19 protein-coding genes, 1 tRNA gene and 1 pseudogene are annotated in these 24,638 nt (G+C 58.7%); 9 read left to right on the forward strand and 12 right to left on the reverse strand.

From position 1 onward, the window contains the following. Positions 1–197: 197 nt before the first annotated feature. A complete protein-coding gene (locus HMPREF9697_RS20125; protein WP_147293891.1) occupies positions 198–395 on the forward strand; it encodes a hypothetical protein in 198 nt (65 codons plus the stop codon). Here the strand turns inward: HMPREF9697_RS20125 and HMPREF9697_RS10760 are convergent. The 3 genes from HMPREF9697_RS10760 to HMPREF9697_RS20130 form a co-directional block, all read right to left on the reverse strand. Beyond that, positions 392–2,587, reverse strand: a complete 2,196-nt coding sequence (locus HMPREF9697_RS10760) for a tetratricopeptide repeat protein (protein WP_169333032.1) — start codon at positions 2,585–2,587, stop codon at positions 392–394. The genes HMPREF9697_RS20125 and HMPREF9697_RS10760 overlap by 4 nt on opposite strands. Before the next feature lie 410 nt (positions 2,588–2,997). Next, positions 2,998–3,315 (reverse strand): hypothetical protein, encoded by a 318-nt coding sequence (locus tag HMPREF9697_RS10765; RefSeq protein WP_002717242.1) that lies wholly within the window; start codon positions 3,313–3,315, stop codon positions 2,998–3,000. Positions 3,316–3,403: 88 nt separating this feature from the next. Next, positions 3,404–5,005 carry a porin gene (locus HMPREF9697_RS20130; RefSeq protein ID WP_002717243.1) on the reverse strand — a complete coding sequence of 534 codons (1,602 nt, stop codon included), beginning with the start codon at positions 5,003–5,005 and terminating at the stop codon, positions 3,404–3,406. Positions 5,006–5,411: 406 nt separating this feature from the next. On the opposite strand from HMPREF9697_RS20130, the gene HMPREF9697_RS20920 reads away from it, so the two are divergent. Beyond that, a complete protein-coding gene (locus HMPREF9697_RS20920; RefSeq protein WP_002717244.1) occupies positions 5,412–5,552 on the forward strand; it encodes a hypothetical protein in 141 nt (46 codons plus the stop codon). 27 nt (positions 5,553–5,579) lie between these two features. Here HMPREF9697_RS20920 and HMPREF9697_RS10775 read toward each other — a convergent pair whose 3' ends face one another. Next, entirely contained in the window at positions 5,580–6,782 is a 1,203-nt protein-coding gene (locus HMPREF9697_RS10775) for an MFS transporter (RefSeq protein WP_002717245.1), read from the reverse strand. Between the two features lie 111 nt (positions 6,783–6,893). Here HMPREF9697_RS10775 and HMPREF9697_RS10780 point away from each other — a divergent pair, with 111 nt between their 5' ends. Then, on the forward strand, positions 6,894–7,679 hold the full coding sequence (locus tag HMPREF9697_RS10780; RefSeq protein ID WP_002717246.1) for an AraC family transcriptional regulator: 786 nt from the start codon (positions 6,894–6,896) through the stop codon (positions 7,677–7,679). Positions 7,680–7,764: 85 nt separating this feature from the next. On the opposite strand, the gene panD is transcribed toward HMPREF9697_RS10780, so the two are convergent. Continuing rightward, positions 7,765–8,112: an aspartate 1-decarboxylase gene (panD, locus tag HMPREF9697_RS10785; RefSeq protein WP_002717247.1), complete on the reverse strand. Its 348-nt coding sequence runs from the start codon at positions 8,110–8,112 to the stop codon at positions 7,765–7,767. 544 nt (positions 8,113–8,656) lie between these two features. Here panD and HMPREF9697_RS10795 point away from each other — a divergent pair. Together HMPREF9697_RS10795 and selB are read left to right on the forward strand one after the other, a co-directional pair. Next, positions 8,657–8,752, forward strand: a tRNA-Sec gene (locus tag HMPREF9697_RS10795). Between the two features lie 46 nt (positions 8,753–8,798). Next, a complete protein-coding gene (selB, locus tag HMPREF9697_RS10800; protein ID WP_002717248.1) occupies positions 8,799–10,598 on the forward strand; it encodes a selenocysteine-specific translation elongation factor in 1,800 nt (599 codons plus the stop codon). A gap of 88 nt (positions 10,599–10,686) precedes the next feature. Here the strand turns inward: selB and HMPREF9697_RS10805 are convergent, their stop codons facing one another. The 3 genes and pseudogenes from HMPREF9697_RS10805 to HMPREF9697_RS10815 all read right to left on the reverse strand — a co-directional run. Beyond that, entirely contained in the window at positions 10,687–11,613 is a 927-nt protein-coding gene (locus HMPREF9697_RS10805; RefSeq protein WP_002717249.1) for a 2Fe-2S iron-sulfur cluster-binding protein, read from the reverse strand. Then, on the reverse strand, positions 11,610–13,463 hold the full coding sequence (locus tag HMPREF9697_RS10810) for an NAD(P)H-dependent oxidoreductase subunit E (RefSeq protein WP_002717250.1): 1,854 nt from the start codon (positions 13,461–13,463) through the stop codon (positions 11,610–11,612). Before HMPREF9697_RS10810 ends, HMPREF9697_RS10805 begins: the two co-directional genes overlap by 4 nt. A 63-nt stretch (positions 13,464–13,526) precedes the next feature. Further along, positions 13,527–15,446: pseudogene (locus tag HMPREF9697_RS10815) on the reverse strand (molybdopterin oxidoreductase family protein); the annotation flags it as partial. A 68-nt stretch (positions 15,447–15,514) separates the two neighbouring features. Between HMPREF9697_RS10815 and HMPREF9697_RS20925 the strand changes: the two are divergent. Then, positions 15,515–15,880: a hypothetical protein gene (locus HMPREF9697_RS20925; RefSeq protein ID WP_002717253.1), complete on the forward strand. Its 366-nt coding sequence runs from the start codon at positions 15,515–15,517 to the stop codon at positions 15,878–15,880. Between the two features lie 20 nt (positions 15,881–15,900). Then, the gene (gene selA / locus HMPREF9697_RS10825; RefSeq protein WP_002717254.1) at positions 15,901–17,316 is read left to right on the forward strand and encodes an L-seryl-tRNA(Sec) selenium transferase; all 1,416 of its coding nucleotides are present in this window, start codon (positions 15,901–15,903) and stop codon (positions 17,314–17,316) included. 14 nt (positions 17,317–17,330) lie between these two features. On the opposite strand, the gene selD is transcribed toward selA, so the two are convergent. Further along, complete coding sequence (gene selD, locus HMPREF9697_RS10830) at positions 17,331–18,380, reverse strand: selenide, water dikinase SelD (protein WP_002717255.1); 1,050 nt, start codon at positions 18,378–18,380, stop codon at positions 17,331–17,333. A gap of 337 nt (positions 18,381–18,717) precedes the next feature. Here selD and HMPREF9697_RS10835 point away from each other — a divergent pair, with 337 nt between their 5' ends. Next, positions 18,718–19,311: a TlpA disulfide reductase family protein gene (locus HMPREF9697_RS10835; RefSeq protein ID WP_002717256.1), complete on the forward strand. Its 594-nt coding sequence runs from the start codon at positions 18,718–18,720 to the stop codon at positions 19,309–19,311. Positions 19,312–19,336: 25 nt separating this feature from the next. Beyond that, positions 19,337–20,446 carry a transglutaminase-like domain-containing protein gene (locus HMPREF9697_RS10840; protein WP_002717257.1) on the forward strand — a complete coding sequence of 370 codons (1,110 nt, stop codon included), beginning with the start codon at positions 19,337–19,339 and terminating at the stop codon, positions 20,444–20,446. A gap of 317 nt (positions 20,447–20,763) precedes the next feature. On the opposite strand, the gene HMPREF9697_RS10845 is transcribed toward HMPREF9697_RS10840, so the two are convergent. From HMPREF9697_RS10845 to HMPREF9697_RS10855, 3 genes are read right to left on the reverse strand one after another with little or no spacing between them, the layout of a single operon-like run. Continuing rightward, positions 20,764–21,882 carry a M20 family metallopeptidase gene (locus HMPREF9697_RS10845; protein ID WP_002717258.1) on the reverse strand — a complete coding sequence of 373 codons (1,119 nt, stop codon included), beginning with the start codon at positions 21,880–21,882 and terminating at the stop codon, positions 20,764–20,766. A gap of 7 nt (positions 21,883–21,889) precedes the next feature. After that, positions 21,890–23,584 carry a thiamine pyrophosphate-requiring protein gene (locus HMPREF9697_RS10850; RefSeq protein WP_002717259.1) on the reverse strand — a complete coding sequence of 565 codons (1,695 nt, stop codon included), beginning with the start codon at positions 23,582–23,584 and terminating at the stop codon, positions 21,890–21,892. A gap of 38 nt (positions 23,585–23,622) precedes the next feature. After that, the gene (locus HMPREF9697_RS10855; RefSeq protein WP_002717260.1) at positions 23,623–24,633 is read right to left on the reverse strand and encodes an ornithine cyclodeaminase family protein; all 1,011 of its coding nucleotides are present in this window, start codon (positions 24,631–24,633) and stop codon (positions 23,623–23,625) included. Between the last annotated feature and the right edge of the window lie 5 nt (positions 24,634–24,638).

Below are 24,638 nucleotides of genomic sequence, written 5' to 3' on the forward strand. Positions count from 1 at the left end.
GAGGACATCATGTCCATCCGGGCAAGAAGTGCCCCTTCTGCACAAAGAGTGGCTGCGCCATCTACGATGAGCGGCCCGACGACCCATGTCGAAGATTCATATGCGGATGGTTGGCTCATCACAGTCCGCTGCCTGACTGGATGAGGCCCGACAAAAGCAAGGCGATTCTGCTTGTCGCAAGTTTCGCGTGGCACGGAATGCCTGTCGATGTTGCGGTGCCAGCTGGTGCCGCAATCAAAGAAAAGGCGCTTGCCTGGCTCCAGCATTTTTATGCCGAGCAAAAAAGACTACTGATCTTCAAGATCGACGAGGAATGGTATGCCTTTGGTCCACCTGCATTCCAGCACGACATTCGTTCACGCTTGCAGCGCGGGGAGACTCTCTGGAACAATTAAACTCTCGCGGCCGCAGTTTTCGTGACCTTCAAAAGGAATTCTTCGAGACCTCGAATACAGGCCTTGTCCTCGTAGAGGAGATGTTTGTTGAGCGCTATACGCGCGGAAAATTCAGAGCGCGCCGATTTGCTTTGGCCGAGCATTATGGCGCTTGCGACATAATGCGAGACATCAGCAGCAACAACATCGCTCATATTCATCATATTGAATATCGCAGACGTATGCCGGCCACGCATAAACTCGCCGGCGATTGTGACGATAGGTAAATTATGCGCCATAGCATCAAAGGTCGAGTTGCAGCCTGACCAGCCGATGCTGTCCAACATCACATCGAATAATCCCATGGCTGCCCTGAACTCAGGGGCTGGTAGCCGTGGGAGCATTACACAATGGTTCGATGCCTCTAAGCCATAGCGAGAAAATACCACCTCCAGCCGCTTTAAAAAAAACTCGGTCAAATATGGGCTGTCCGGAAATTCGATGAACGCAAACTGACAATTTGGAAGCTGCGCGGCGATGCGCGGAAAAATATCGTCATACACTGGCGTATACTTTGGCAGCGATTGGCAGCACCAAAAAGCAATCGAATCCGCTCTGATATTGTAATCTTCTCGCCGCGCCGCAGTCGAGATTGGAGATGGCCTTTCGCAAAACACCGAAAGATTCGGAAGACGCACGAGTGTTTCAGTGTAATGCTCCTGAGCGCCGGTGGGCTCCATCAAATCGCTGCTTAGAAAAAAATCAATCGTTCCAAACCCGCTTGTAACGGGGTGCCCCCACGAACAACACTGCACAGGCGCAAGCCTCTGCAACGCCAACTGACCGGCAAACCTGTCCATGCCGATTTCCGGGTAGATAAGCACATCCAGGCGATCCGCTAGAATCAGCTGCCGCCATTCGTCCAGCGATTTGGACCCTCGAACGAATTTGAAACACATCTCGGAGGCGCGCGCTGTTTCTTCGTCAGACTCATCGCCGGTATAGTAGCCGTAGATTTCATAACGGGCTGCATCCAGCTGGCTAATCCATCCCTTAATAGGCAGCCGCCAATTGGAATGTTCGCGAAAGAAGCCGCTGACAAAGCCGACCCGTATCGGAGGGGATAGCTGCTTTCGAGGACGAGGCGATGCAGCGCCATATCTGCGAGCCATCGCCTGAACTGCAATCTCACCGTAGCTTGCTTGTAGCGATTTATCGACGCACTGCTGATAAGGCAGATAGAATGGCTGATGCGAACCGATCGCTTCGGCCAGTGAGATAGGATAGTCTAGCTCCCTGAAACGCCGGGCCAAATCTGTCAGGCCCTTCGCATACTCAATACGACACGAATTAGCGTCTTCGACGCTTTCGTAAATAGGTCGCAAGCTTGCCATGCACGACGCGAGCTTGGCCTCCAAGAACTTCGGATTCTTTCGCCACGCTTCGTCAAAGCTTTTTCGGGCTTCTCCAAATTTTCCTATGCTGCGAAATGCGAGACCTTGATTATAACAGGGTATGTGAGAGGCTGGATCGAGTCGAATGGCCTCGTCGTATTGAGCAATAGCTTCGGCCGGCCGCTTCAGCGCGCGCAGCAAATTTCCAATGCCGTTTCTGAGGCCCGCGTCTTTTGGTCTAAGTTTTGCTGCTTTATCGAAATGGTCGAATGCTAGGAGATTCTCGTCCTGGCGCGCATATATCTCCGCGAGATTATAATGGCATTCGAACTGATGCGGAGATTTCGACAAGATCCCCTTGAATAGCTGGACCGCTTCCGTCAGGTCGCCAATCTGCTTTAGAAGCAAGGCCAGATTGAGCTGCGGCCCCATCTCGCGCGGCGATCGTTTGATAATCTGTCTAAGCTGAACAATGGCTTTCGCATGCTGTCCCGTCAGGTCGAGCGCCTGAGCATATTGCGATCTAGCCTCCAGTTTTTCTGGCTCCAGCTCAACCGCATGAGCAAAACTATCGCACGCCTCCTCCATTCTTCTTAGCGCGACAAGAATGACCCCTCTGTCTTGATATAACGTCGCCAGCCGAGGCGAGAGTTCTATAGCACGATCGATTGACTTAAGGGATTCAGGTCGGCCTAGTGCATGCAGCACCCCTCCGAGGAGATGATGAACCCGGTAATCGTCCGGCCTTTCGCGCAACACCTGGCGGTACAGTATTTCCGCCTCTCTCAACTCTCCGGATCGATGACGCGCGAGAGCCAAGGTAAAAGTATCCTGGCTGACACTCTTTATGACCATGTCATTTATCGAGTAGCGTTATTCAAGAAGAAGCGCCTCTCGTCGCACGGACGGGAAGCGCCCAGACCTAAATCGATTTCACATGGGCTGCCGTATACCCAGACAGGTTGGTTACACGGTATTGCTCTATAGGCCTTATCCACGTCGTCGCACGCAATGTTTAAAGCCGGATGATGGACGAGGCGACCACCAAAGGCGTTGTATTGAGGCAAAATTGATCCGACGGCAGGATAATAGTGGCGGTGCTTGTGCCGGGAGTTTGCGTGCGCGTTCGACACTAGGCCGACCGCGAGAAGCGCTGCCGACAATACGGCTAACCTGCGTGATATCATCGCCCTTCTCCCTATCAACGCCCCAGCCTGAATATCGCCGCATCACGGCTCGCGATAGTTGATGTACTGAATGTTATATTTCACAGCTCCGTAAAGCTTGATGTACAGGATGGGGCCATCAACTCGTACATCGTCGATCGAACTCCGGCCTTTGAAAACAGTTCCGCGATTCTCATCACCGGGCGCATATATTATTGCGGAAGCATCACCCGGCTCCAGCGTCACACGCAAGGTCACGACATTGGCTGATTGAGGTATCTCTTTCGAGATATCGATCTTGATCGGTATGGGGTCAGCTGGAGCATCTACTTCATCCGCGCTCACCTGCAGGACGTACGCTGGCGGTGGTGTCATATACATTGTCCATGTCCTCCAGGGAGCCGCTTATCTTCTGGGGCGACGAGCGAAAAAGAAGGCGGGCCAGGGCATCAGCCCGCCTTCCACGGGCTTAGAAGTCGAACGTTAGGCCTGTCGTGGCAGCCTTTAGCGTTGCCCCTCCAATAACGTTATTGTTCGCGTCACGACCGCAAAGCGCATAAGCGTGGCCGCTTGGTCCCAAGCAATAATGGCCACCCTTCCCTTGCGTCAGCTCACTGGCGACAACATACCAGCTTGCCCAATTGTTAAATCGGTAGCGGGCGCCGATTGCATATTGATTGGCGGCATCGCTATAGAGATTTGCCTGGACCGAGGGCGTATCCGCGAGACCTGCAACGTTCACGCTCAGCAGCGCAGGATTTCCAGGTGTCTTAAAGGCGTGCGTGTACGAACCGCTGATTGCCCATTTTCCAAAGTACTGTGTTGCACTTACGAAAACGTCGTCCTTCGACCGCTCGTTAAAGGGCTGTTGAGCAGGCGTGACATCGCGACGAATCCATTCATATACGGCGTTCAACTGAAGGTCGCCGGGCCCGGTATTAAAGCGATAACCGCCACCGACCTTTGCAGCCCATTCATTGTGAATGCCTGTAGAAACGATAGAGCCATCCGGCAAGACAATCGGCGGGGCGCCTGCATTTGCGACACCTGTATTATCGTCGCCTTGCCGATTCGTATTCTCGTGGAGCTCATAGGCCGCGATCGCGGTAAACCCACCATTCTTGTACTTCAGAGCCGCACTATAAGCGTTTCCAAACGAACCGTCGTTACAACCCCTGTCTCCCAAAGCGATCGTTGGAAAGTTGCTTCCACTGCCTCGCGTTGAAGCACCATTACACTGGCTATAATCACCGTAGGAAAAATCGCTATTGTCTTTCGCGTAGTTCTGCCCCGGCGAGAACAGCGCACTCATCTGGAAACCATTCCAGATCGGAGATTCGTACCAGACTGAGTGATTCATGCGCCAATCGAATTCCGCACGATTGTCGCCACCAGTGTTACCCATGATAGAATTATAGTCGCCGAGGGTGCCGGAGAACGGATCCATTGCAGAGGTCGCCAGCTTGTATGGCGTTTGGGTTTTACCCGCCTTGATTGCACCCCACGGCCCCTCCAACCCAACATAGGAATCACGACTTCCCAAAGCAGCACGTTCGTTTGGAGCCGCTGCAACGTCTATTTGAGCTTCCATCTGGGCAACCACTGCCCATCCGTCGTACCCATATGGAGAAAGATTGTGCCGTACCCTGAAGCCGAAATATGAAAGATTGCTGCCGATCGCGAGCTTCGTTCCCTGATCGTAAACGGTTGAGTTCAGCAGATCGCCCGAAAGATCAAAGTGGCCATAGAGCTGAACCGTCGTATTGTCGACGAGAGGTCCAAAAGCGCCGGCCTTCACCGGCATCCCGAATATCGTCCGCTGGGCCACAGGCCCTGGCGAAGGCGCTGGCTTGGCATGGGTGACCACGCTGCTTTCGACAATTGGCTTGCCGCTCTTGTCTCTCTGCACGACGGTCTTGTGATTGATCTTTGCCCGCAGATCTGCGTTTTCGCGTTCAAGTTTATCAAGACGCTTCATCACATCGTCGAGCGTCGCAGCATGTGTGCTCGTCTGGAATGCAATGACGCATAGTGTTGCACAAGCCGTCCCTGCCAGAAGCTGTTTCCTCATATTGGTCCCCTGTCTTCCGCTTGGATTAGCGGATCGGCAGAGACGCTATGGGATGCCAAATGCCAGAGGAATAACTCGTGTAACGATACATATTAGATTGCATGAGATTGTCATGGCCGCAGCACAAATTTGTTCCCGCACCGCAGCACTGTCAAAGAAAAACTGGACGCCGCTTTATTTTTAATCTTTTCAATCGACTACAAGAAACCTACTGTGAGAAATCGAAACGATTTCCACGTTAGTTGGTACAAACTGCGGTTTTGAGGACACAAGCACAGCTTTTAACGTGACATTACATGCCGCTAATTTTCAGCTAAGTGTGATCCACTCAGTCTCGGCGGGCTGGAAACGACTTCCGTTCGATCAACGCATCGGCATCCACGCAGGACAACGGGTGGAGAATTGAATGAGTGAAAAGGACAAAGTCACTGTTTTTGGCTCAGCGCTCTTACTGATCGCCATAATTAGTTTTGGCCTATACGCCATGGATAGAGCCCGCTCCTACGGAGATGAAGGCTTGTCCGACATTTCGGCCCAAAGCAAATAACGATAGGGAAGTTGCGCATCCGCCAGCTTATTTCGCTCTGCGCAGGTCCGGGAGAAAAGCGGTGAGAATGCCAATCGCCGGCAGGAATGAGCACATCAAGAACACGAACGTGATGCCCTTCCAGTCCGCCAGCATTCCGAGCAGTGCCGCACCTATACCGCCGATGCCAAAGATGAACCCGAAGAACAACCCCGACACCATCCCGACCCGACCAGGCATTAGCTCCTGTCCATAGACAACGATCGCAGGAAAAGCGGATGCAAGTACAAATCCGACCACCACGCTCAATACGACGGTGCCCTCTATACCGACATGCGGCAGCACCAGAGAGAATGGCAACACGCCTAAGATCGAAACCCAGATCACAAGTTTTCTGCCTAGCTTGTCGCCTATAGGACCACCTGCGATCGTCCCAGCAGCAACGGCAGCGAAAAACACGAACTGAAGAATTTGCGCGGTCTTCGTCGAAACCTCAAATCTCTCCATCAGATAAAATGTGTAATAGCTCGTGAAGCTCGCTAGGTAGATGTATTTCGAGAACAGCAGCGCGATGAGAACAGCCATCGCCGTCGACACTTTCCCGGGCGACAGTGTCGGATGCCGATCGGCTGTTTTAGCTGGCGGGCGAGTTGCGTGGCCATTGCTCTGATACCAATGACCAAGCCCAGTCAGAATAATCAGACCGGCAAGTGCCGCCAGCGCAAACCAAGCCAGGCCGCTTTGACCTCGAGGCAAAACAATGAAGGCCGCCGCCAAGGGCCCCAGTGCTGAGCCAAAGTTACCTCCAACCTGAAACAGCGACTGCGCCAGTCCGTGCGAACCTCCTGAGGCGAGGCGTGCAATGCGTGACGACTCAGGATGGAAGATTGACGAACCCAATCCCAGCAGCGTGCCGCCGATCAATAGAGTCCCGTAGTTTGGCGCAAACGCGAGAGTGAGCAAACCTGCCATCGACACCGCCATTCCGGCAGGCAGCGAATATGGCATTGGCCGTCGGTCCGTGTAGTGCCCGATGAACGGTTGGAAGATCGATGCTGCCAGCTGATAGCAGAAGGTCAGAAAGCCGACCTGGGCAAAGGTCAGGTTAAATCCGCCCTGAAGGATTGGATACACGGCAGGCAAAAGCGCTTGCAGCATATCATTCAGCAAGTGGCAAAAACTCGCTGCCCACAATACCGAAAAGTTGGTTTTGTTCTCTCGGACGTTGAGGGCGATAGCTTGATCGGACACCGCGATAGTCCTTGAGCTGTGCAAATCTTGCGTTTGACTTCGCTGCACAGTAAGAAAGCCTCGAGGCCCCCACCACCAATGTTGGGCCTATTTATTACGAGAGTGGGCCAGATGCAGCGATTGCATATCGATATGGTCGACCATGTCAGAAGGCCGATCATTGCATTTGGTCGCGACTACCCCGCCGACCACATCATCGAGCCTCACAAGCATCGCCGCGGCCAACTAATTTCCGGCGCATCCGGCGTGGTTGTCCTGACAACGCCTGAAGGCACATGGGTTATGCCCCCACAACGTGGAATGTGGATTCCGCCCGCTACGATCCATAATGTGCGCACGGTTGGCGCAGTCAGTATGCAGAGCTTGTATGTCGAACCGGGTGCGGTGCCCGGTATGCCGGAGCACTGCGAAGTGGTCGTTATCTCGCCGTTCATGCGAAGCCTCATGACCGAGGCATTGGGTCTCCCAGTTGAATACGACATCCATGGCCGGGGCGGCGCATTGATGGAGCTCATGCAGCACGAGATGCAACGGCTACCGGTACTGCCGCTATCTTTGCAGTACCCGGCCAATGGTCCGCTTGCAGAACAATGCCGCCGGTACGTCCAGCAGCCAGACGTTCATGAAACAATAGATGATTGGGCGAGTACCTTGGGAATGAGCCGCCGTGCGTTCACTCGTTTTTTTCGGCGGGAAACCGGTCAGAGTTTCGTCGAATGGCGACAACAAGCTCTCCTCATCAGCGCATTGCCTCGATTAGCCGCAGGAGAATCCGTCACGGGCGTTGCAATGGACCTCGGCTACGAGAACCCTGCTGCTTTCAGCATCATGTTCAAGCGCGCGTTCGGTAGCTCGCCTCTTTCATATCTTGGCTTGAGGACAAGTCACGACGCCTGAAAATATCGAATTTTTCAGGCTACGACGTCATGTCAGCTCCGGGTCAAAAACCGTCGCTAGGTGCAGCCGCTGGCCGCAAGTAGAGTTAGACTCGTCGATTCTTTTCGTCAACGAGGACAACTGAAGGCTTAAATGTGCGAGCTTCATCACTATCGAAATTGGCGTAGGCAACGATAATGACCTTGTCTCCAGCCAACGCCAAACGCGCAGCAGCTCCATTAAGACCGATGACTCCCGAACCGGCAGGAGCCTCAATTACATAAGTGGAAAATCTGGCGCCAGTATCGATATTGTAAATATCAACTCTCTCATTGACGAGGAATCCAGCAGCCTCGATTAGATTGCGGTCAATCGAAATCGATCCCTCATAATGCAAGTCCGCCTCGGTAACCTGCGCACGGTGAATCTTGCCTTTCATCAAAGTTACTTGCATTGAGCGTCTCCTCTGTAACTGTAACGTAATTTACTAAGCTTCGCCGCAGATGCACAATGCGCTCGGCACTGTCCGGCGCTTACTGCAAACGATGCACATTTCCAAGACCAAAAAATTTAAGGCCCACGTGCAACCCGCCATAGATCAGCGCAACGGGACATTCATTACTGGCCATAAAGCTGTTGATGCGCCACGAAGGGTGCACCCCTCTGAGAAAACGCGCAGGACCGCCCGGCTCCAAACTCATATCAAAACAGTTCCGCTGGTCGTTCCGGACCACGACGCGCTAATGGTTGAAACGAAGGTTGATCCCCGCGACATCAATAATGTCTCCATGGGACTACGGGCCTCTTTGCGCCAAGAGCAGATATTTGCGAACCGGCGATCTTTTCCCTAAAAGCTTATCAGTTGCGGAATGGCTTCAGCCTAAGCGTAAGCAGATGGATGGTGCCGCGTGCTGCCCTATGCGCACTTGTGCATCAGTCAGGCATATGCCTTTAAAGGAAAGCGCTCGGCGAGATGAGTGTTCAATGTGAGAGCGCTCGGAGGTGTCTGGGTTCCTGGTGGTCCTCCCGGTCTTCAAAACCGGTGAGACCGAGTATCTCGGTCTGGCAGGTTCGATTCCTGTCCGCCTCCGCCAATCGCTGCAACCCCGCTACGGTCTACGGCCCGCGTGAGAAGCGATAATGACAACACACGTCGTCGCAACGGCCGGTCACGTCGACCACGGCAAGAGCACCTTGGTCCGTGCGCTGACCGGGATGGAGCCGGACCGCTGGGAGGAAGAACGCCGGCGCGGGCTCACCATCGATCTCGGGTTCGCCTGGACCACTTTGCCCTCCGGCCGAGAGGTCGCCTTCGTGGACGTGCCCGGTCACGGGCGATTCATCCGCAACGCTCTCGCTGGCCTGGCGACCGTGCCGGTGGTGTGTTTCGTGGTGGCTGCTGACGAGGGATGGTCGGCACAGTCGAGCGACCATCGCGATGCTATCGCAGCACTCGGCATTCGCTACGGGCTGATCGTGGTGACCAAAGCAGATCGCGCGCCAGATCTCGTGGCGGCAACTATCGAGCGTGCCCGCAGCGAGCTTGCGCACACCGGCTTACATGACGCGCCGGCGGTTGCCGTGTCGGCCATGCAGAACACAGGATTAGACCAACTGAAGGAGACTCTCGACGACGTCCTGGCGAAAGCGCCCGCGCCCGACGCCGACGGCCGGCTCCGGATGTGGATCGACCGTTCGTTCAGCGTCTCAGGTGCAGGCACGGTTGTAACCGGCACCCTCGTTGCCGGTACGCTGACCAAGGATGACGGGCTTGTGGTGGTTGGCCAAGGACGGGAGCCGCGTGAGGTCGCCATCCGCGCTTTGGAATCACGGGACGCGTCTGCCGATGCCATCCGCCCCATGAACCGGGCTGCCGTCAACTTGCGCGGTGTGGCCGCGGGTGATGTCAGTCGCGGCCAGGCACTGATCGCGCCGTGCGCTTGGTTCATGTCTACAGCGATGGATGTGCGCCGCATCGGGGGCGTCGCGCTCAACGAAGTGCCCGCACAACTCACCGTGCATATCGGAACGGCAGCCGTGCCGGCGCGGCTGCGCAGCTTCGATGCCGAGCATGCCCGGGTCACTGTTGACTGGCCGCTGCCGCTGATTGTGGGCGATCGGCTGCTGCTGCGCGATCCGGCAAGTCGCATCGTGCTTGGAGGCGTCGGTGTGCTGGACCCGGATCCGCCGCAACTGGTGCGCCGCGGGGATGGTACGCGGCGCGGGGCGGCGCTAGCCATCATGCCACCAGAGGGTGACGTGCTAGCCAAGGTGGCCAGCCGGGGCGCCGTGGAAGTGAGCTATCTGCGCCACATCAATCTATTGGACAACGATGCCATACCACCACCCGAAGTCCGTGAGCTAAACGGCTGGTGGGTGCACCTTCCCTCCTATGACGAGTGGCGACAGCGGCTGCGAGCCTTGGTGGAGAAGGACGACCAGCGGGACCAACTCACGCCCGGCGTCTCCCAAGGAGCTGTACGCGAGGCCCTTGGTACATCGGCAGCGCATTTCATCGATCAACTCATCGCGGATGCCGGACTTGAGCAGCACAATGGCTACGTTCGCCTGCCGCGGGCTCGTGCCGATCTTGGCCGCGCCGAGGCCGGGGTCGCCAAGTTGGAGGCACGGCTGCTCGCCGATCCTTTTCTCGCACCATTGGCGGGTGATCTGGTTGCCCTCGGCTTGGGAGTCCGCGAATTGGCCGCAGCCGAGCGCGCCCGGCGGGTGTTCCGCCTTCAAGGAGGCGTGGTGCTGCTGCCGTCCGCGCCGGATCTCGCGATACAAGCGCTGGCGCAACTGCCGCAACCGTTCACCACCAGTCAGGCCCGACAGGCTTTGGGCACCAGCCGCCGTGTGGCAATCCCACTGCTGGAGTATCTGGACGGGCGCGGCAGAACGCGCCGGATCGACGACGAGCATCGCGAGGTGGTGCGGTGAACGGGGTGAGAGCATCGACTCAAAACACGAATGCCCGACATAAAGCCGGGCATGACGCGTGGGTGATTCCGTTTAAAGCGAAAACACTCTAGCCGTTGCCGTCTTCTTCGCGGCTCTGGACGTGCGCCCAACCGAACCTGCCCTTGATGCACAGGTTGCCGTGACTGACAGAGTGGTCGTGGGGCGAATTCACCTTGACGATCTTGTTGTCCTGGACGTGCAGCTCCAGGTTACAGCCGACGCCGCAATACGTGCACACCGTGGTGGTCTGGGTTTGCTTCGACTCGTCCCAGGTGCCAGCGGCCCGCATGTCGTATTCGGATTTGAACGACAGCGCCCCCGTCGGGCAGACCTCAACGCAGTTGCCGCAGAAGACGCACGCGGATTCAGGCAACTCCACGGCGAATTCCGTGGAGATCTGGGCATCGAACCCGCGTCCCGCGATCTGGATCGCGAAGCTGTTCTGCCACTGGGGTCCGCAAGCATCCACGCACTTGTAGCAGAGAATGCACTTGTCATACTCGCGCACGTAGAGGTCGTTATCGACCTTGTCCGGCTGGGCCATCGTGGCCGCGAGGCTACCGTTCCCGGCGTGATGCTCACCCGGCTCATGGACATCGCGCGTGAGGCTCTTGCCAGCCCTTGGACCGTAACGATCCGAGTCGACGTTGTAGCGTTCCTTCCACTCGGGAATATGCGGCGTGGTGGACAGGTCGACCGAGGAATCGAGCAGCTCCAGCACGAGGCGGCGGCTGTGCCGTACCCGGTCGGTGTCGGTGAAAACCTCCATACCCGCCTGAACCTTGCGGGAGCAAGAAGGCACAAGCACACGCGAACCCTTGAGCTCGACCATGCAAACACGGCAGGCGTTCTTGGGCGTGAGCGTATCGCCGTAGCAAAGTGTCGGCGTGTCCTTCCCCGCCGCGTTACAGGCCGTCAGGATGGTGCTACCTTCCGGGACGCTGACTTCCTTGCCGTCGATGGTGATCGTGATTTGCTGGATGGGTGCGTTCATATGCTCTTCTCCAGTACGCCGAGACGATCGATGGCCGACTCGATAGCATTCCAGGCGGCCTGACCAAGGCCACATATCGAGGCATCTTTCATCACGAGGCCGACATCGCGCAGCAGACCGACATCGCGCCCCTTGGCCGCAGCATCCTGGCGGTTGTGCGTAATGCGTAGCAACGCCTCTTCCTGACGCACGGTGCCCACCCGGCAGGGTACGCACTGGCCGCAGGATTCATCGCGGAAGAAACGCGCGACACGCAACAGAATGCTAGGCAGATCGACAGTGTCGTCGAACGCCAGCACCACACCCGAGCCCAAGGTGGCATTGTTGGCGCGCGCGCCCTCAAATGTCAGCGGGATGTGGAGTTCGTCAGCGCGCACGAACACGCCTGCCGCGCCGCCGAGCAGCACAGCCTGCAGCTTCCGGCCCTGCGGCACTCCACCGGCCAGCTTGATAATATCGCCCAAGGTCGCGCCGAATGGCACCTCGTAGACGCCGGGGCGCACGAGGTTGCCCGAAACACAGAACAGCTTGGGCCCGGTCGAGCCCTCGGTCCCGATCTTGGCGTACTCCGCGCCGCCCATCCGCATGATCAGCGGCACGTTACACAGGGTCTCGACGTTGTTGACCACCGTCGGCTTGTTGAAGAGTCCAGCCTCGAAGGGGAAAGGCGGCTTGGAACGCGGTTCGCCGCGATAGCCCTCGATCGAATTGAAGATCGCGGTCTCCTCGCCACAGATGTAGGCGCCAGCGCCGCGCCGGATTTCAAGCTCGAAGCTCCAGCCCTTGCCCAGGATGTTCTCACCAAGGAACCCGCGTTCGCGTGCCTTTTCGATGGCGTTGTGCAGCATCCGGTGAGCGCGCGGGTACTCGCCGCGCAGATAGATATAGCCCCGCTCGGCGCCGATGGCGTAACCGGCGATGGTCATCGACTCGATCAGCGCAAACGGGTCGCCCTCGAGAATGGCTCGATCCTTGAACGTGCCGGGTTCGCTCTCGTCGGCGTTGCAAACGAGATAACGAGGCGTGGCAGGCTGCTTGGCGGTGCTCTCCCACTTGATACCAGCCGGGAAGGCCGCGCCGCCGCGCCCCATCAGCCGGGAGTCCTTGACCTCGCTGATGACCTTCCCCGGCTCCATTTCGAACGCCCGCCGCAATCCGGCGTAGCCGTCGGCCGCGAGATAGTCGTCGATGCTTTCCGGATCGACCTGGCCGACGCGCTTGAGCAACATCAGACCATCTTGACCGGCTTGCGGCACTGCCATGACCGGCGGCGCCTCGGCCGCGAGTACCGCGGGACCATCATTCAGCGCGAGAGCAATTTCCTCGACAGTAGCGGGCCCGATCAGATGCTCATGAGGCGGATCGCCCGCCTCAACCGCCATTGCGGCAGGCGCACGCTCACACACGCCCAGACATGGACTGTGCTTCCAGCCGTTCACGGCACCGGCCGGACCGAGCCGTTTCTCGAGGTCGGCACAAACCTCCTTGGACCCGCGCGCCATACAGGCAATGTCGGTGCAGACATGCACGATGCGCTTCGGGCGCGGATTGGTGGAGAACAGCGCATAGAACGTCGCAACACTGTAGACATCGGCTGGCGCCATATTGAGCCGCCTTCCGATGTAGTTCAGCGCGCCGGGGCTGATCCAGCCGACGCGATCGTTCACCGCGTGCAGCGCCTCCATGACGTAATGCCGCTGGGCCCGCGCCGCGTGTCCGGTGTGCGCACGACGGTGGTCCCGCTCGTCGCGTTCGCCTCCGCGCCAACCACCATCGCCAACCCCAAGCAGCCGATCAACTGCGTCCCGTTCGTCTGCGGACGGCTCGGCATTCGAGAACTTCAGATCCACAGTTAATCCACCCTATTCCGCAGCCTCGAGCTTGGCGAAAGCATTTCTCTCCCAAGTCGGAACTTCGTTAGTCTTCTCCACCCTGACCGCTGTCGCCTTGAACTCGGCCGTTCCGGCGATCGGGTCATTTGCCTCGATGGTGAGCGCGTTGACGTCCACCTCGTCGGGGAAATTGCAGGCCATGAAGAGCAATCCCGGACGTAGCCCCGGCTCCTTGCGCACGGGTGCCAGCACCGATCCGCGGCGCGAGCTCACCCGGACCCACTCTCCTTCACTGACGTCGAGCCGAGCCATGTCCTCCGGAGAGAGATCAATGCAAGCGCCAAATCGGATTGGCGAGTTGAAGCCGCCGGACTGCACGCCGGTGTTGTAGTCGGTGAGCCGCCGCCCTGTCGTCAGGCGCAGCGGGAATTCCTCATCGAGCTTGTCCACCGGCAGGCTGTGTTTGGGCGTACCGAACGGCGCGAGCCGTCCGCGCTTCTCGGGATCTTTGTCCCAAAGCCGAGCGTGCAGGAACGATGTTTCAGGGCCGTTCTCATCGGGGAAAGGCCACTGCAATCCGCCCCGCTCCTCGAGCATCCGGTAGGACATTCCGTGGTGGTTCGGCGAAACCGCGCGCAGATCGTCCCAGACCTGCTCCGCAGTCTGTATGGGCCAGTGATATCCCATACGCTCTGCCACCAATCGTATGATCTCGATGTCGTCCTTCGCGTTTCCGGGCGGCTCCAGTGCTTTTCGCACGCGCTGGACGCGCCGTTCGCTGTTCGTGAAGGTGCCTTCGCTTTCACACCACGCTGCGGCGGACGGAAGCACAACATGAGCGTATGTCGCAGTCTTTGTAAGGAAGATATCCTGCACGACCACGTGATCCAGGTTCTCCAGACGCTTACCTACCGCGTTGGAGTCGGCGTCGGACTGCACCGGGTTCTCGCCCACGATGTAGAGGTTGGTGAGATGCCCCTCATCCATCGCGTGCATCATTTCCGAAAGCGTCATGCCGTATTTCGGCGGCATCGTGACATTCCACAGACGCTCGAATTTCGCGCGATGTTCGGCATTTCCGACGTCCTGGAATCCCGGCAGGTTCTTGGGGATCGCCCCCATGTCGCCGCCGCCCTGGACGTTGTTCTGGCCGCGCAACGGAACCAAGCCTGAGCCCCACCGGCCGACATGGCCGGTAAGCAGTGCGAGGTTACACAGCGACCTCACGTTGTCCGTGCCGTTGTGGTGTTCCGTGATACCGAGCGTCCAGCAAATCTGCGCACGCTCTGCCTTTGCGTAGTCGTGCGCGAGCTGGCGGATCAACTCCGCAGGCACCCCAGTCTCGCGGGAGGTGGCTTCCAGTGTCCATGGCTCACAGGCGGCGACGTAATCTTTGAATCCGGTGGTCGCGTTCTCAATGAACGCCTCGTTGGTCAATCCGGCATGGATGATCTCACGACCGATACCGTAGGCCAACGCAACGTCAGTGCCGACGTCGAGGCCGAGCCACGCGTCAGCCCACTCGGCCGTTTTGGCACGGCGCGGGTCGACCGAATAAACCTTGGCCCCTTTATGAATCGCTTTCAGCGCGTGATGAAAGAAAATCGGATGCGCTTCGCGGGCATTGGAGCCCCAGAAGACAAGCAAATCCGCATCTTCAGCTTCGCGATAAGAAGAGGTACCACCGCCAGCTCCGAATACCGTCACCAGACCGGCGACGCTAGGAGCGTGTCAAGTTCGATTACAGGAATCGATGTTGTTGGTGCCGATCACCGCGCGAGCAAACTTCTGGGCAATGAAGTTCAGCTCATTGGTCGAGCGGGAGCAAGAGAACATGCCGAACGCGTCGGGGCCGTGCTTCTCGCGGTTACGAAGAAAGCCTTCGGCAGCGCAATCAAGCGCTTCATCCCAAGAGGCAGGTTGCAGCACACCGTTTTTACGAACCAGCGGCTCGGTGAGTCGCGTGTAGTTCTGCTTGCCTTGTCTGGCCATATGCCTGCCTCCAGTGTTCCTCGAAGTGTTTCATACTACCACGATCCTCGTATCTCGATATATGAAGGCTATTGCACATGATTGCTTTTGCCCGTTGCGACATTGCAGACTGCTGGCTGAACTCACCCAATACTGAGATAAATCATCATCTTATAAAAGAAGCAGGCCGGGCGAGCCTGACCACCGGAATCTGTTCAAACCGCAACTCCTATCGAATGATAGTTAAATCAAATGATGTTGCATCCTCGGGCGTTTCCTTCATTAATGATCGAATGAGCTCCCTCTCTCCTCGCCGCCCCGAAAGCGATACCCACGAGAGTCCCGCGCCCTTCTCGTTGCCGGCTGCCGTTGAGTCCGGCCCGGAGGTATCGGCCAAGCTGCCAGCGCACCTCGACCCGCATATCGCGACCGTTCTGGCCGCGGTGGCGTTAATCCATTTCTGATCGGCTACTAGGAGTCCGATATGGACGCAGGGATTTCCCCCTCCATCCGAATTCCGTCCGTCGATGAGACTTTGAAAACGCCGCAAGCTCATCAGGCGATCGAACGTTTCGGACGAAAGCGCACGGTGGACGCGATACGTCATGTGACCGCGGTCGTGCGCCGTGAAATCGGTGCGGACGCGGTGCTCATGCTGGCTCCCGAGGCCATCGCGGCCGATGCTCTTGCGTGGCTTGAGGCCGATGCCCGCCCGAATGCGCGGGCAGTGTTCAACCTCACCGGCACGGTCCTGCACACCAATTTGGGCCGCGCCATTCTCGCGGAAGCAGCGATCGAGGCTGCGACGGTCGCGATGCGCGAAGCGATGGCGCTGGAATTCGATCTGGCGCAGGGCAGGCGCGGCGAACGCGACGCTCTGGTTCGCGGTCTGCTGTGCGAGTTGACCGGCGCCGAGGATGCGACGGTGGTGAACAACAATGCCGCCGCCGTGCTGCTCGCGCTCAACACCTTGGCCAAGGGAAAAGAGGCTATCGTTTCGCGCGGCGAGTTGATCGAGATCGGCGGCGCCTTCCGCATGCCGGAGATCATGGCGCGCGCCGGTGCCAGGCTGGTCGAAGTCGGGACCACCAATCGCACGCATGAAAAGGACTATGCGGCGGCGATCAACCCGAAGACCGGGTTGATTCTCAAGGTCCATACATCAAACTACCGCATCGAGGGCTTCACCAAGTCGGTGTCTGGCAAGGCGATCTCTGCGCTGGCGCGCGCGAGTCACGTTCCGCTCCTGAACGATCTTGGCTCCGGCACGCTGGTTGATCTGTCGTGCTATGGGCTGATGCATGAGCAGACCGTGGCGGAGGCGGTGGCCGAGGGCGCGGACCTCGTGACGTTCTCCGGCGACAAGCTGCTCGGTGGCCCACAGGCCGGATTCATCGTCGGGCGTCGGGATTTGATCGCGCGACTGAACCGCAACCCGATGAAGCGTGCGCTGCGTATCGACAAGATCCGTCTTGCGGCGATCGAAGCGACGCTGCGGCTTTATCGCGATCCGGACCGGCTGGCTGCACGTCTGCCGACATTGCGCATGATGGCGCGGCCGCTTGCCGACATCGAGGCCGCGGCGCAGCGTGTGTTGCCTGCCATCGCGGCCGCCGTGGGTTCTCGCTTTGACGCTGACGTGATCGCCTGCACAAGCCAGATCGGTTCGGGCTCGTTGCCGAGCGAAGTGATTCCAAGTGCGGGCATCGCGTTGCGCGTGGCCAATACGCGCGGCAAGGGCCGTGCCCTCCTGGAATTAGCGACAGCCCTTCGGACGCTGGATCAACCTGTCATCGGCCGCATCGAAAACGATGCGTTTATCCTCGATTTGCGCTGCCTCGAAGACGAGGCCGCGTTCGTGCGCAATCTCGCGACCTTGCGAACAGGGGACCGAGGCTGATGGGCTTGCACCGACTACGCTATGACGCGCACCTCGGCCGGCCCGGCTGCGGTGTAGCCGATGATCCGGGCGGCGCTGTAGCCCGCGCGGTGAATTGTCTCGAGCGCGGCCTGGGCGTGATCAGCGGCACAGGAAACTAACAACCCGCCCGACGTCTGCGGATCGACCAACAGGTTGCGCTGCCAGTCGGGCAAACCCTCGGGCAGGCGAATGGCATCGCCATAGCTTGCCCAGTTTCGTGTGGATGCACCGGTGACGTAGCCCTGCTGCGCGAGCTGGGCCGCGTGCGTGAACAGTGGCACCTCGGTGGCTTTCAGCGCGACGGTGAGCTTCGAGCCGCGTGCGAGCTCCAGCGCATGGCCGAGCAGGCCGAACCCAGTAACGTCGGTAATGGCGTGAACGGCTTCATCGTTGGCAAGCTCACTGCCAATACGGTTGAGTTGTGTCGTCGAGGCAAGCATTTCGCCGTAACCCTCGCCCGGCAGATCGCCCTTCTTGATGGCGGCGGAATAGATGCCGACGCCGATGGCCTTGGTCAGGATCAGCGCGTCGCCGGGCTTCGCATCGGCATTGCGGCGCACCTGATCGGGACGGCAGAGGCCTATGACGGCAAGACCGTAGATCGGTTCCGTCGCGTCGATCGAGTGACCGCCGGCAACCGGAATTCCGGCCGTCGCACAGACGCTATTGCCACCTGCGATGATGTTGCGCACGTCATCGATTGTGACCTTGTTGAGCGGCATGCCAAGGATCGCGAGCGCCATGATCGGTTTCGCGCCCATGGCGTAGATGTCGGAGATCGCGTTGGTTGCGGCGATGCGGCCGAAATCGAAGGGATCGTCCACCACCGGCATGAAGAAATCCGTGGTGGCCACCACGCAGGTGGAGTCATCGACTTTCCACACCGCGGCGTCGTCACCGGTCTCGACCCCGACCAGCAGTTGACGGAATGGCGCGGCGGCGGGCTGGTTGGCGAGCAACTCCTGCAAGACGGAAGGCGCAAGCTTGCAGCCGCATCCGCCACCGTGGGCAAGGCTCGTCAGGCGCACGATGGGAGCATTCATTGTCAGGTCTCCTGCGGATTGCGCCGCGCAGCGGCAGCCTCACCAGCATTCCGCGCACTGCGCGGAGAGCGGTAGCAAGCAGAATATATCGTCAGCTCAATTCAAGGAATTGGCATCTCAATTCATATTCATGGACCATCGCTTTGATACTAACTTGCACAGCATGGGAGCTAGGAAACACTCGTTTTACGACACGTGGCACCTTTGAAGCATTTGGTCGCAGCACAGCGCCGTTGACCACAAGGCCAATGAGTCACAAATCAAAAACGTGGCGACACAAACCGCTCCCGCAGGCCCGCGCTTACAAGTCAGACAGCATCAACGCGGTATATTTTTCATGCTTCAGTCGGCAGCCAGACTCGTCGTCTCACTTTTCTATGCCGCCTGCGTGTTGGCCTGCCCTCCTATGTCTGCAACCGCCGGCCCTTCAGAGGCACCCCAGACCGCCGTTCCGGCCGCGCTAAAGATCGTGTCCGGGCCGGAGAAACATGCATTTTCACTGGACGATTTGCACGGCAATCAACGCGACCTCCGGGCGTTCGCGGGAAAAGTTGTGCTGGTGCATTTCTTCGCAACGTGGTGCGAGCCATGCGTGAGCGAAATGGCATCGCTGCAGCGGCTGGCCACAACAACTCGCGGAAAGCCGTTCGTCATTCTCGCCGTCGATGTTGCCGAGGTCGATCTTCGCGTCCGGGCATTCTTCGAAAAACAGCCGGTTGATTTCACTGTCCTGCTCGACCGAGACCGAGCCGTTAGCAAATCCTGGGATGTCAGCGCGCTGCCGACTACATTCGTGCTCGACACAAATCTTGCACCGAAATTCTTCATCGAAGGCGATCTCGACTGGTCGCGCCCTGACGTTTTGGCCGCGATTGAATCTCTCTATTCCGCGGCAGACCAGCCGCCAGGGAAAACAATCAGCAGCAAATAATCCGAACATTCAAAAGGAGGAAAGTATGCAACGGCGAGAATTTCTAAAAAGCGCAGCGATCCTTTCGTTGGCGGCTGCATTGCCCCGCAGCGCCTGGGCGGAAGAAGTCGTATTCGCACCCAAGCCAGGCGCCTGGCGAGCAGTCGATCTCGTCACAAAAATCATCATCGAAAAACCTGACGGAAAGATGCAGGCATGGATTCCTTTGCCCTCCGTCACGGAATCCGAATGGGTCCGAAACGGCGAAACGACATGGACCGGCAACACCGCCTCCGCGACACGCGCGCGAGACCCGAAATACGGCGCCGAGATACTGCACGTGACCTGGAAAGAGAACGAGGCGGCTCCCGTTCTTGAAGTCACGAGTCGGGTCGAGATGCGCGACCGGGCGATCGATCTCAGCAAGCCCGGCAAGGTCACCTCGCTCAGCGAGGCCGAGCGCAAGCTCAATCTCGAGGGGACTGCCCTCATCCCGGTTGACGGCATCGTCAAGCAGACATCGGACAAAATCGTCGCGGCGGCCAACGCCAAATCCGATATGGAAAAGGCTCGCGCGATCTATGATTGGGTCGTCGAGAACACGGTTCGCGTCGCTGCAACACGCGGCTGCGGTGTTGGCGATGTCGCAGCCATGCTCAAAACCGGAAATCTCGGCGGCAAATGCGCCGATCTCAACGCGCTCTATGTTGGGCTCACCCGCGCCGCAGGCGTGCCCGCGCGCGACGTCTATGGCATCCGCGCCATTCCCTCACAATTCGGCTACAAGAGCCTCGGCGCCGGATCGAGCAACGTTACCAAGGCACAGCATTGCCGGGCCGAGGTTTTCCTGGAGGGCTTCGGCTGGGTACCGACTGATCCTGCCGACGTGCGCAAGGTGATGCTGGAGGAGCCCCCAGCAAACCTCGCAATCAACGACCCGAAAGTCGTCGCCGCGCGCAAGACACTGTTCGGTGCGTGGGAGGGCAACTGGATTCCCTACAACACCGCGCACGACGTCGCGCTGCCGGGTAGCACGCATCCGAAGCTCGGCTTCTTGATGTATCCGCAGGCAGAGCGCGCGTCGCTGCTTCTCGACTGCCACGACCCGGATAATTTCAAATACGCCCTCACCGCGAAGGAGGTGAAGGCGAGCTAATCGCACCGCCTTAACGGGCATACCGCGCCACACAAATCCAGCCCCGACGGCGAAAACCGTCAGGGCTGGATCGTTTCAGAGCACTCTGTATATTGAAAAAGTAGAAGCCTAAACGTCTGCAAAGAGCCAGTACTCAGCCGGCACCGGCGCATCATCAATCACAATCAACACGCCGCGGCAATAATCGCGCATTCCGGGCCAACTCGCCACGATCTTTACGGCCAGCGTCACGTAAGAATGCTCGGCCCAACCAATTTGATCCGCTTTGCCTCACCTCGAAAGTCCGGTCGAAGACCAAGCGCACCATTTCGTCCCATCTATCCCTGCCATCCTTCGATGAGGCGAGCATAAATCTTTTCGGCATCACGGATAGAATCAACAAGGCAATATTCGTCGGTCTGATGCGCCATGCCGGGCTCGCCCGGTCCAAGCACAACCGTCGGTGGCTCGCCAAGTGCGGGCTTCAGAACAGAGGCATCGGTGAAATATGGCACCGTCGCAATTGGCAAAGGCTCCTTGCCCGTTACCGCATGGACAGCCGCAAACACATCCGCGAGCCAAGCGTTCTTCGGTTCAGTCCACACCGCCGGCACATCGACGAGCGGGCTCATCGTGACATCTTCACCCAACTCAACCACAAGGTGCTCTTTGACCCGGACATGCGCCAGCGACGGAATGGTGCGGATATCGATATCGATCTCCGCACGGTCGGGCACCGAGTTGACATTAATGCCCGCGCGCACCGCACCAACGCTTAGCGTCGGCTTGCCGAGATGCGGATGCGGTGCCTCATTGAATTCGAAAGCCTCGAGCTTATGAAGCACGCGCGCTGCCTTATACGCGGCGTTGACGCCGAGATGCGGCATCGAGCCATGCGCCGTTACACCGGTTGTCACGGCACGCAACCACAGCGCACCCTTGTGGCCGACCATTGGCATGTTCGACGTCGGCTCCGCGACGACAAGTGCATCACCCTTCTTGAGAGCACCCGCCTTCACCAACACCTTGGCGCCATCGCAACCGGTTTCTTCCCCCGCGGTGATAATCAATGTGATCGATCCACTCGACCTACGATTCTTTCTTGCGGCGGCGCAGGCCGCCGACACGAAAGCCGCAACCCCACTCTTCATATCGGTCGAGCCACGCCCATAGAGCCGGCCATCGATGATTTCGCCACCGAACGGATCGCGCCGCCATGGCGCATTTCCAAGCGGCACGGTGTCCACGTGCCCGGTAAAGCAAAGCGCCGGCCCCTCGCCCAGGGTCGCAACTAGATTGGCACGACTTTCACCAAAGCCATGAATTTCAGTCTTCAGACCGGCATCCGACAGAATGCCGGCCAGCATTTCGATGCAGGCGAGCTCATGCCCCGGCGGGTTGATCGTGTCGATGGCGACCAATTCCTGCGTGAGACGTACCGGATCAGGATAGCTCATGCTCGACTCAAACTCCGCAAATGACGTTCAACAACGCCTGACGGCCTTCATTTTGCACGACCCCAAGCGCGCGTTCAATCGCCGCCGGAAGATCCGCCGGATCTTCGACGCGCTCACCATAGCCGCCTGCGGCGGCGCAGACCTGCTCGAACGCCGGCAAATGACCGAGCCGTGTGAACGGCGCATCGTTGCAGCACCCGGTCTGACCTTGCGGATACATCTGCAGGGTTGAGCGCCGCACCGCATTCCACATGCCGTTATTCATGACAATGAAAAGCACCGGCAGCTTGTACAGCGCGGCCGCATGATGAACCGCGACAGGATTGCTGAAGAGATACGCGCCGTCACCGCTCACCGCGATCACCTGCCGCTCGGGCGCAGCGAGCTTCGCACCGAGCGCGGCACCCGGCCCCCAGCCAAGACCGGAGGCCGAACTTGAACCGAAATAGCTGTCCGGCTGCTCAAAAGCGCAGTGGTCGAGTTGCAGCGTGTATTCGTTGACGACGATCGCGTCCGCATCCTTGGCCGCACCGATGCAGTGGCTAGCCCATGCCGGGTGAATCGGCATCTGGTGCGCACTCTTTTCGATGATCATTTGCCGTTCGGCATCGAGCTCGGCCCGGTTTTTCACAACCCAATCGCGGCGCGCCGAAACATCGGCTTTCCTGGCGTCGAGCGCTTTCGTGAGCGCGGTGAGGATCGCGACGCAACCACCAGCGATGCCGAGATCGCTGGCGAAACCGCGGATCGGGATCTGCGTATGCAGCGGATCGAATCCGCACTGGATGACTTTGCAATCTGATTTCGGCTGCGCGTGCACAGGCAGCCACGGCACATCGCTATCCAGCACCAGAACGACATCCGCGTCGCCGACGAAGCGATGCGGATCGTAGCCGAGATTCATCGGATGCGACGACGGCAACCCGAGATAGCGGGGCTTGTGCTGCGTGACGGGAATCGCGAATCGCTCTGCGAAATCGGCAAGCGCGGCAAACGCGCCGGGCTCCCTCCCGGCATTGGCGGCAACGATCAGCGGGCGCCGGGCGCCCACCAGCAGATCGCTTGCGACAGAAATTGCTTCTGCATCCGGAGCGGCAGGCGCGGCAGGGCGCAGCCTTGCCGGGCCCGATTGGGTGGCGGCCGCCGGTTCGCCTAGTACCTCACGCGGCAGCGACAGATAAACCGGGCCGCGAGGTTCCGTGCCAGCAATCGCAAGCGCTCGGTCCACAACCGTTTCGAGCTGGCCCGCACTGCGGAGCTCATATTCCCATTTCACAATCTCGCGCAGCATGCCCGCCTGGTCGTACATCTCCTGCGCCCAGTGAATGTAACCGTCGCGCGAGCCATGCCGACCGAATTCCGTGATCGGCGAGCGTCCTGCGGTCAGCAACATGCCGACATTCTCGCGGGCGGCGTTCATCGCTCCACAGATCATGTTCGCGGTGCCAACGCTGACATGCATCATCACCGCCGGGATGTTACGCGACAGCATCGCATAGCCGTGTGCCATCGATACCGCGAGATTTTCGTGCGCGGCCAGCACCGGCTGTGGGGCCGACATGCGGTTGTTCGCGAATTCGGCGTAGGCCTCGACAATCGGTGCAAAGTCGGTGCCCGCATTACCGAACAGGTATTGCACGCCACGTTCGCTAAGCAACCGGAGATAAGCCGCGGCGACACTATCGGCTGCTTTGACGGTCATCAGAAAAATCCCCTACGCGGCGAAAACCGCAATGCGGCTCACTCGTCGGGTTCGTCGAACAGCGTAAGTTGATGCCCCTTGCCCTGCACAACGGCCTGATCGAGAATGTGGCTTCCCAGCATGATATCGCTGATCGCGAATCCGCGATGCCAGAACACGATCTTTTCGCCGGGGTTGGTCCGGCCCGGTTTGCGGCCGGCGATGATCTCCCCGATCTCGGCATGAATATTCGAAGCGGTCAATTCCCCGCTCTGGATCATCGGAAACAACTGGCCACCCTTCTGACACTGCTCCCAGTCGTCGACGATGATCTTGGATGCACTCTTCACCGTCTTCGGATCAATCGCCATGACCCAGCCATAAGCGATCAGCAGGCAATTCGGCTTCAGCCATTCGTCGCGGATCAGCAAAGTCGGTTTTTCGAGCCGCGTTGCCTCCACAACGATATCTGCATCATGAACAGCCTCTTCGGCCTCCGCGACAGCCCGCGCCTCGATGCCGAGTTCGTCCCGAATCTTGCGCGCGAGCGCCTCGCGGGTTTCTGCTCGCTTGCTGTTGATACGGACTTCTTCGAGATCGAACATTCCGGCCATCGCCGCGATGTTTGAAAAGGCGGTCCCGCGTGCACCGATATGCCCGACGATCTTTGGTTTCGGCGGAGCAAGATGGCGCGCTCCAGCACCCGTAACAGCCCCTGTGCGCGCCGTCGTGAGATCAGTAGCGTCCATGATGGCGCGCGGCACACCTTTGCGTGGATCGTAAAGCGTCAGCACGGCCACTTCGGAGGGCAAACCGTGGCGATAATTATCAACGTAATCGCCGATCACCTTTACAGCTGCAGTGTCGTTGGGCTGCGCCCAACCCACTAGAATATTGAAATGACCGTTGTAGCGATCATCCAGCTGGATGTGTGATTTTGGCGGCAGCACGACTTCGCGACGGCCATGGGCGGCGAGCCCGGTTTCGATGATCTCCACGACTTCCGGCATCGGGGGCATCAACGCCCGCACTTCGCCGCGGTTCAAAAACCGGAATTCAACCCGTGCCATGACTG

The organism is Afipia felis ATCC 53690, from assembly GCF_000314735.2.
Classification (GTDB): domain Bacteria; phylum Pseudomonadota; class Alphaproteobacteria; order Rhizobiales; family Xanthobacteraceae; genus Afipia; species Afipia felis.

Excerpts from the sequence above, each read along its gene's own strand:
- selD (WP_002717255.1), bottom strand. The coding sequence starts at position 18,380 with ATGAATGCTCCCATCGTGCGCCTGACGAGCCTTGCCCACGGTGGCGGA.
- HMPREF9697_RS10765 (WP_002717242.1), bottom strand. The coding sequence starts at position 3,315 with ATGTATATGACACCACCGCCAGCGTACGTCCTGCAGGTGAGCGCGGAT.
- selB (WP_002717248.1), top strand. The coding sequence starts at position 8,799 with ATGACAACACACGTCGTCGCAACGGCCGGTCACGTCGACCACGGCAAG.
- selA (WP_002717254.1), top strand. The coding sequence starts at position 15,901 with ATGGACGCAGGGATTTCCCCCTCCATCCGAATTCCGTCCGTCGATGAG.
- HMPREF9697_RS10835 (WP_002717256.1), top strand. The coding sequence starts at position 18,718 with ATGCTTCAGTCGGCAGCCAGACTCGTCGTCTCACTTTTCTATGCCGCC.
- HMPREF9697_RS10855 (WP_002717260.1), bottom strand. The coding sequence starts at position 24,633 with ATGGCACGGGTTGAATTCCGGTTTTTGAACCGCGGCGAAGTGCGGGCG.
- HMPREF9697_RS10840 (WP_002717257.1), top strand. The coding sequence starts at position 19,337 with ATGCAACGGCGAGAATTTCTAAAAAGCGCAGCGATCCTTTCGTTGGCG.
- HMPREF9697_RS20130 (WP_002717243.1), bottom strand. The coding sequence starts at position 5,005 with ATGAGGAAACAGCTTCTGGCAGGGACGGCTTGTGCAACACTATGCGTC.
- HMPREF9697_RS20920 (WP_002717244.1), top strand. The coding sequence starts at position 5,412 with ATGAGTGAAAAGGACAAAGTCACTGTTTTTGGCTCAGCGCTCTTACTG.
- HMPREF9697_RS10850 (WP_002717259.1), bottom strand. The coding sequence starts at position 23,584 with ATGACCGTCAAAGCAGCCGATAGTGTCGCCGCGGCTTATCTCCGGTTG.
- HMPREF9697_RS10845 (WP_002717258.1), bottom strand. The coding sequence starts at position 21,882 with ATGAGCTATCCTGATCCGGTACGTCTCACGCAGGAATTGGTCGCCATC.
- HMPREF9697_RS20925 (WP_002717253.1), top strand. The coding sequence starts at position 15,515 with ATGATTGCTTTTGCCCGTTGCGACATTGCAGACTGCTGGCTGAACTCA.
- panD (WP_002717247.1), bottom strand. The coding sequence starts at position 8,112 with ATGCAAGTAACTTTGATGAAAGGCAAGATTCACCGTGCGCAGGTTACC.
- HMPREF9697_RS10780 (WP_002717246.1), top strand. The coding sequence starts at position 6,894 with ATGCAGCGATTGCATATCGATATGGTCGACCATGTCAGAAGGCCGATC.
- HMPREF9697_RS10805 (WP_002717249.1), bottom strand. The coding sequence starts at position 11,613 with ATGAACGCACCCATCCAGCAAATCACGATCACCATCGACGGCAAGGAA.
- HMPREF9697_RS20125 (WP_147293891.1), top strand. The coding sequence starts at position 198 with ATGCCTGTCGATGTTGCGGTGCCAGCTGGTGCCGCAATCAAAGAAAAG.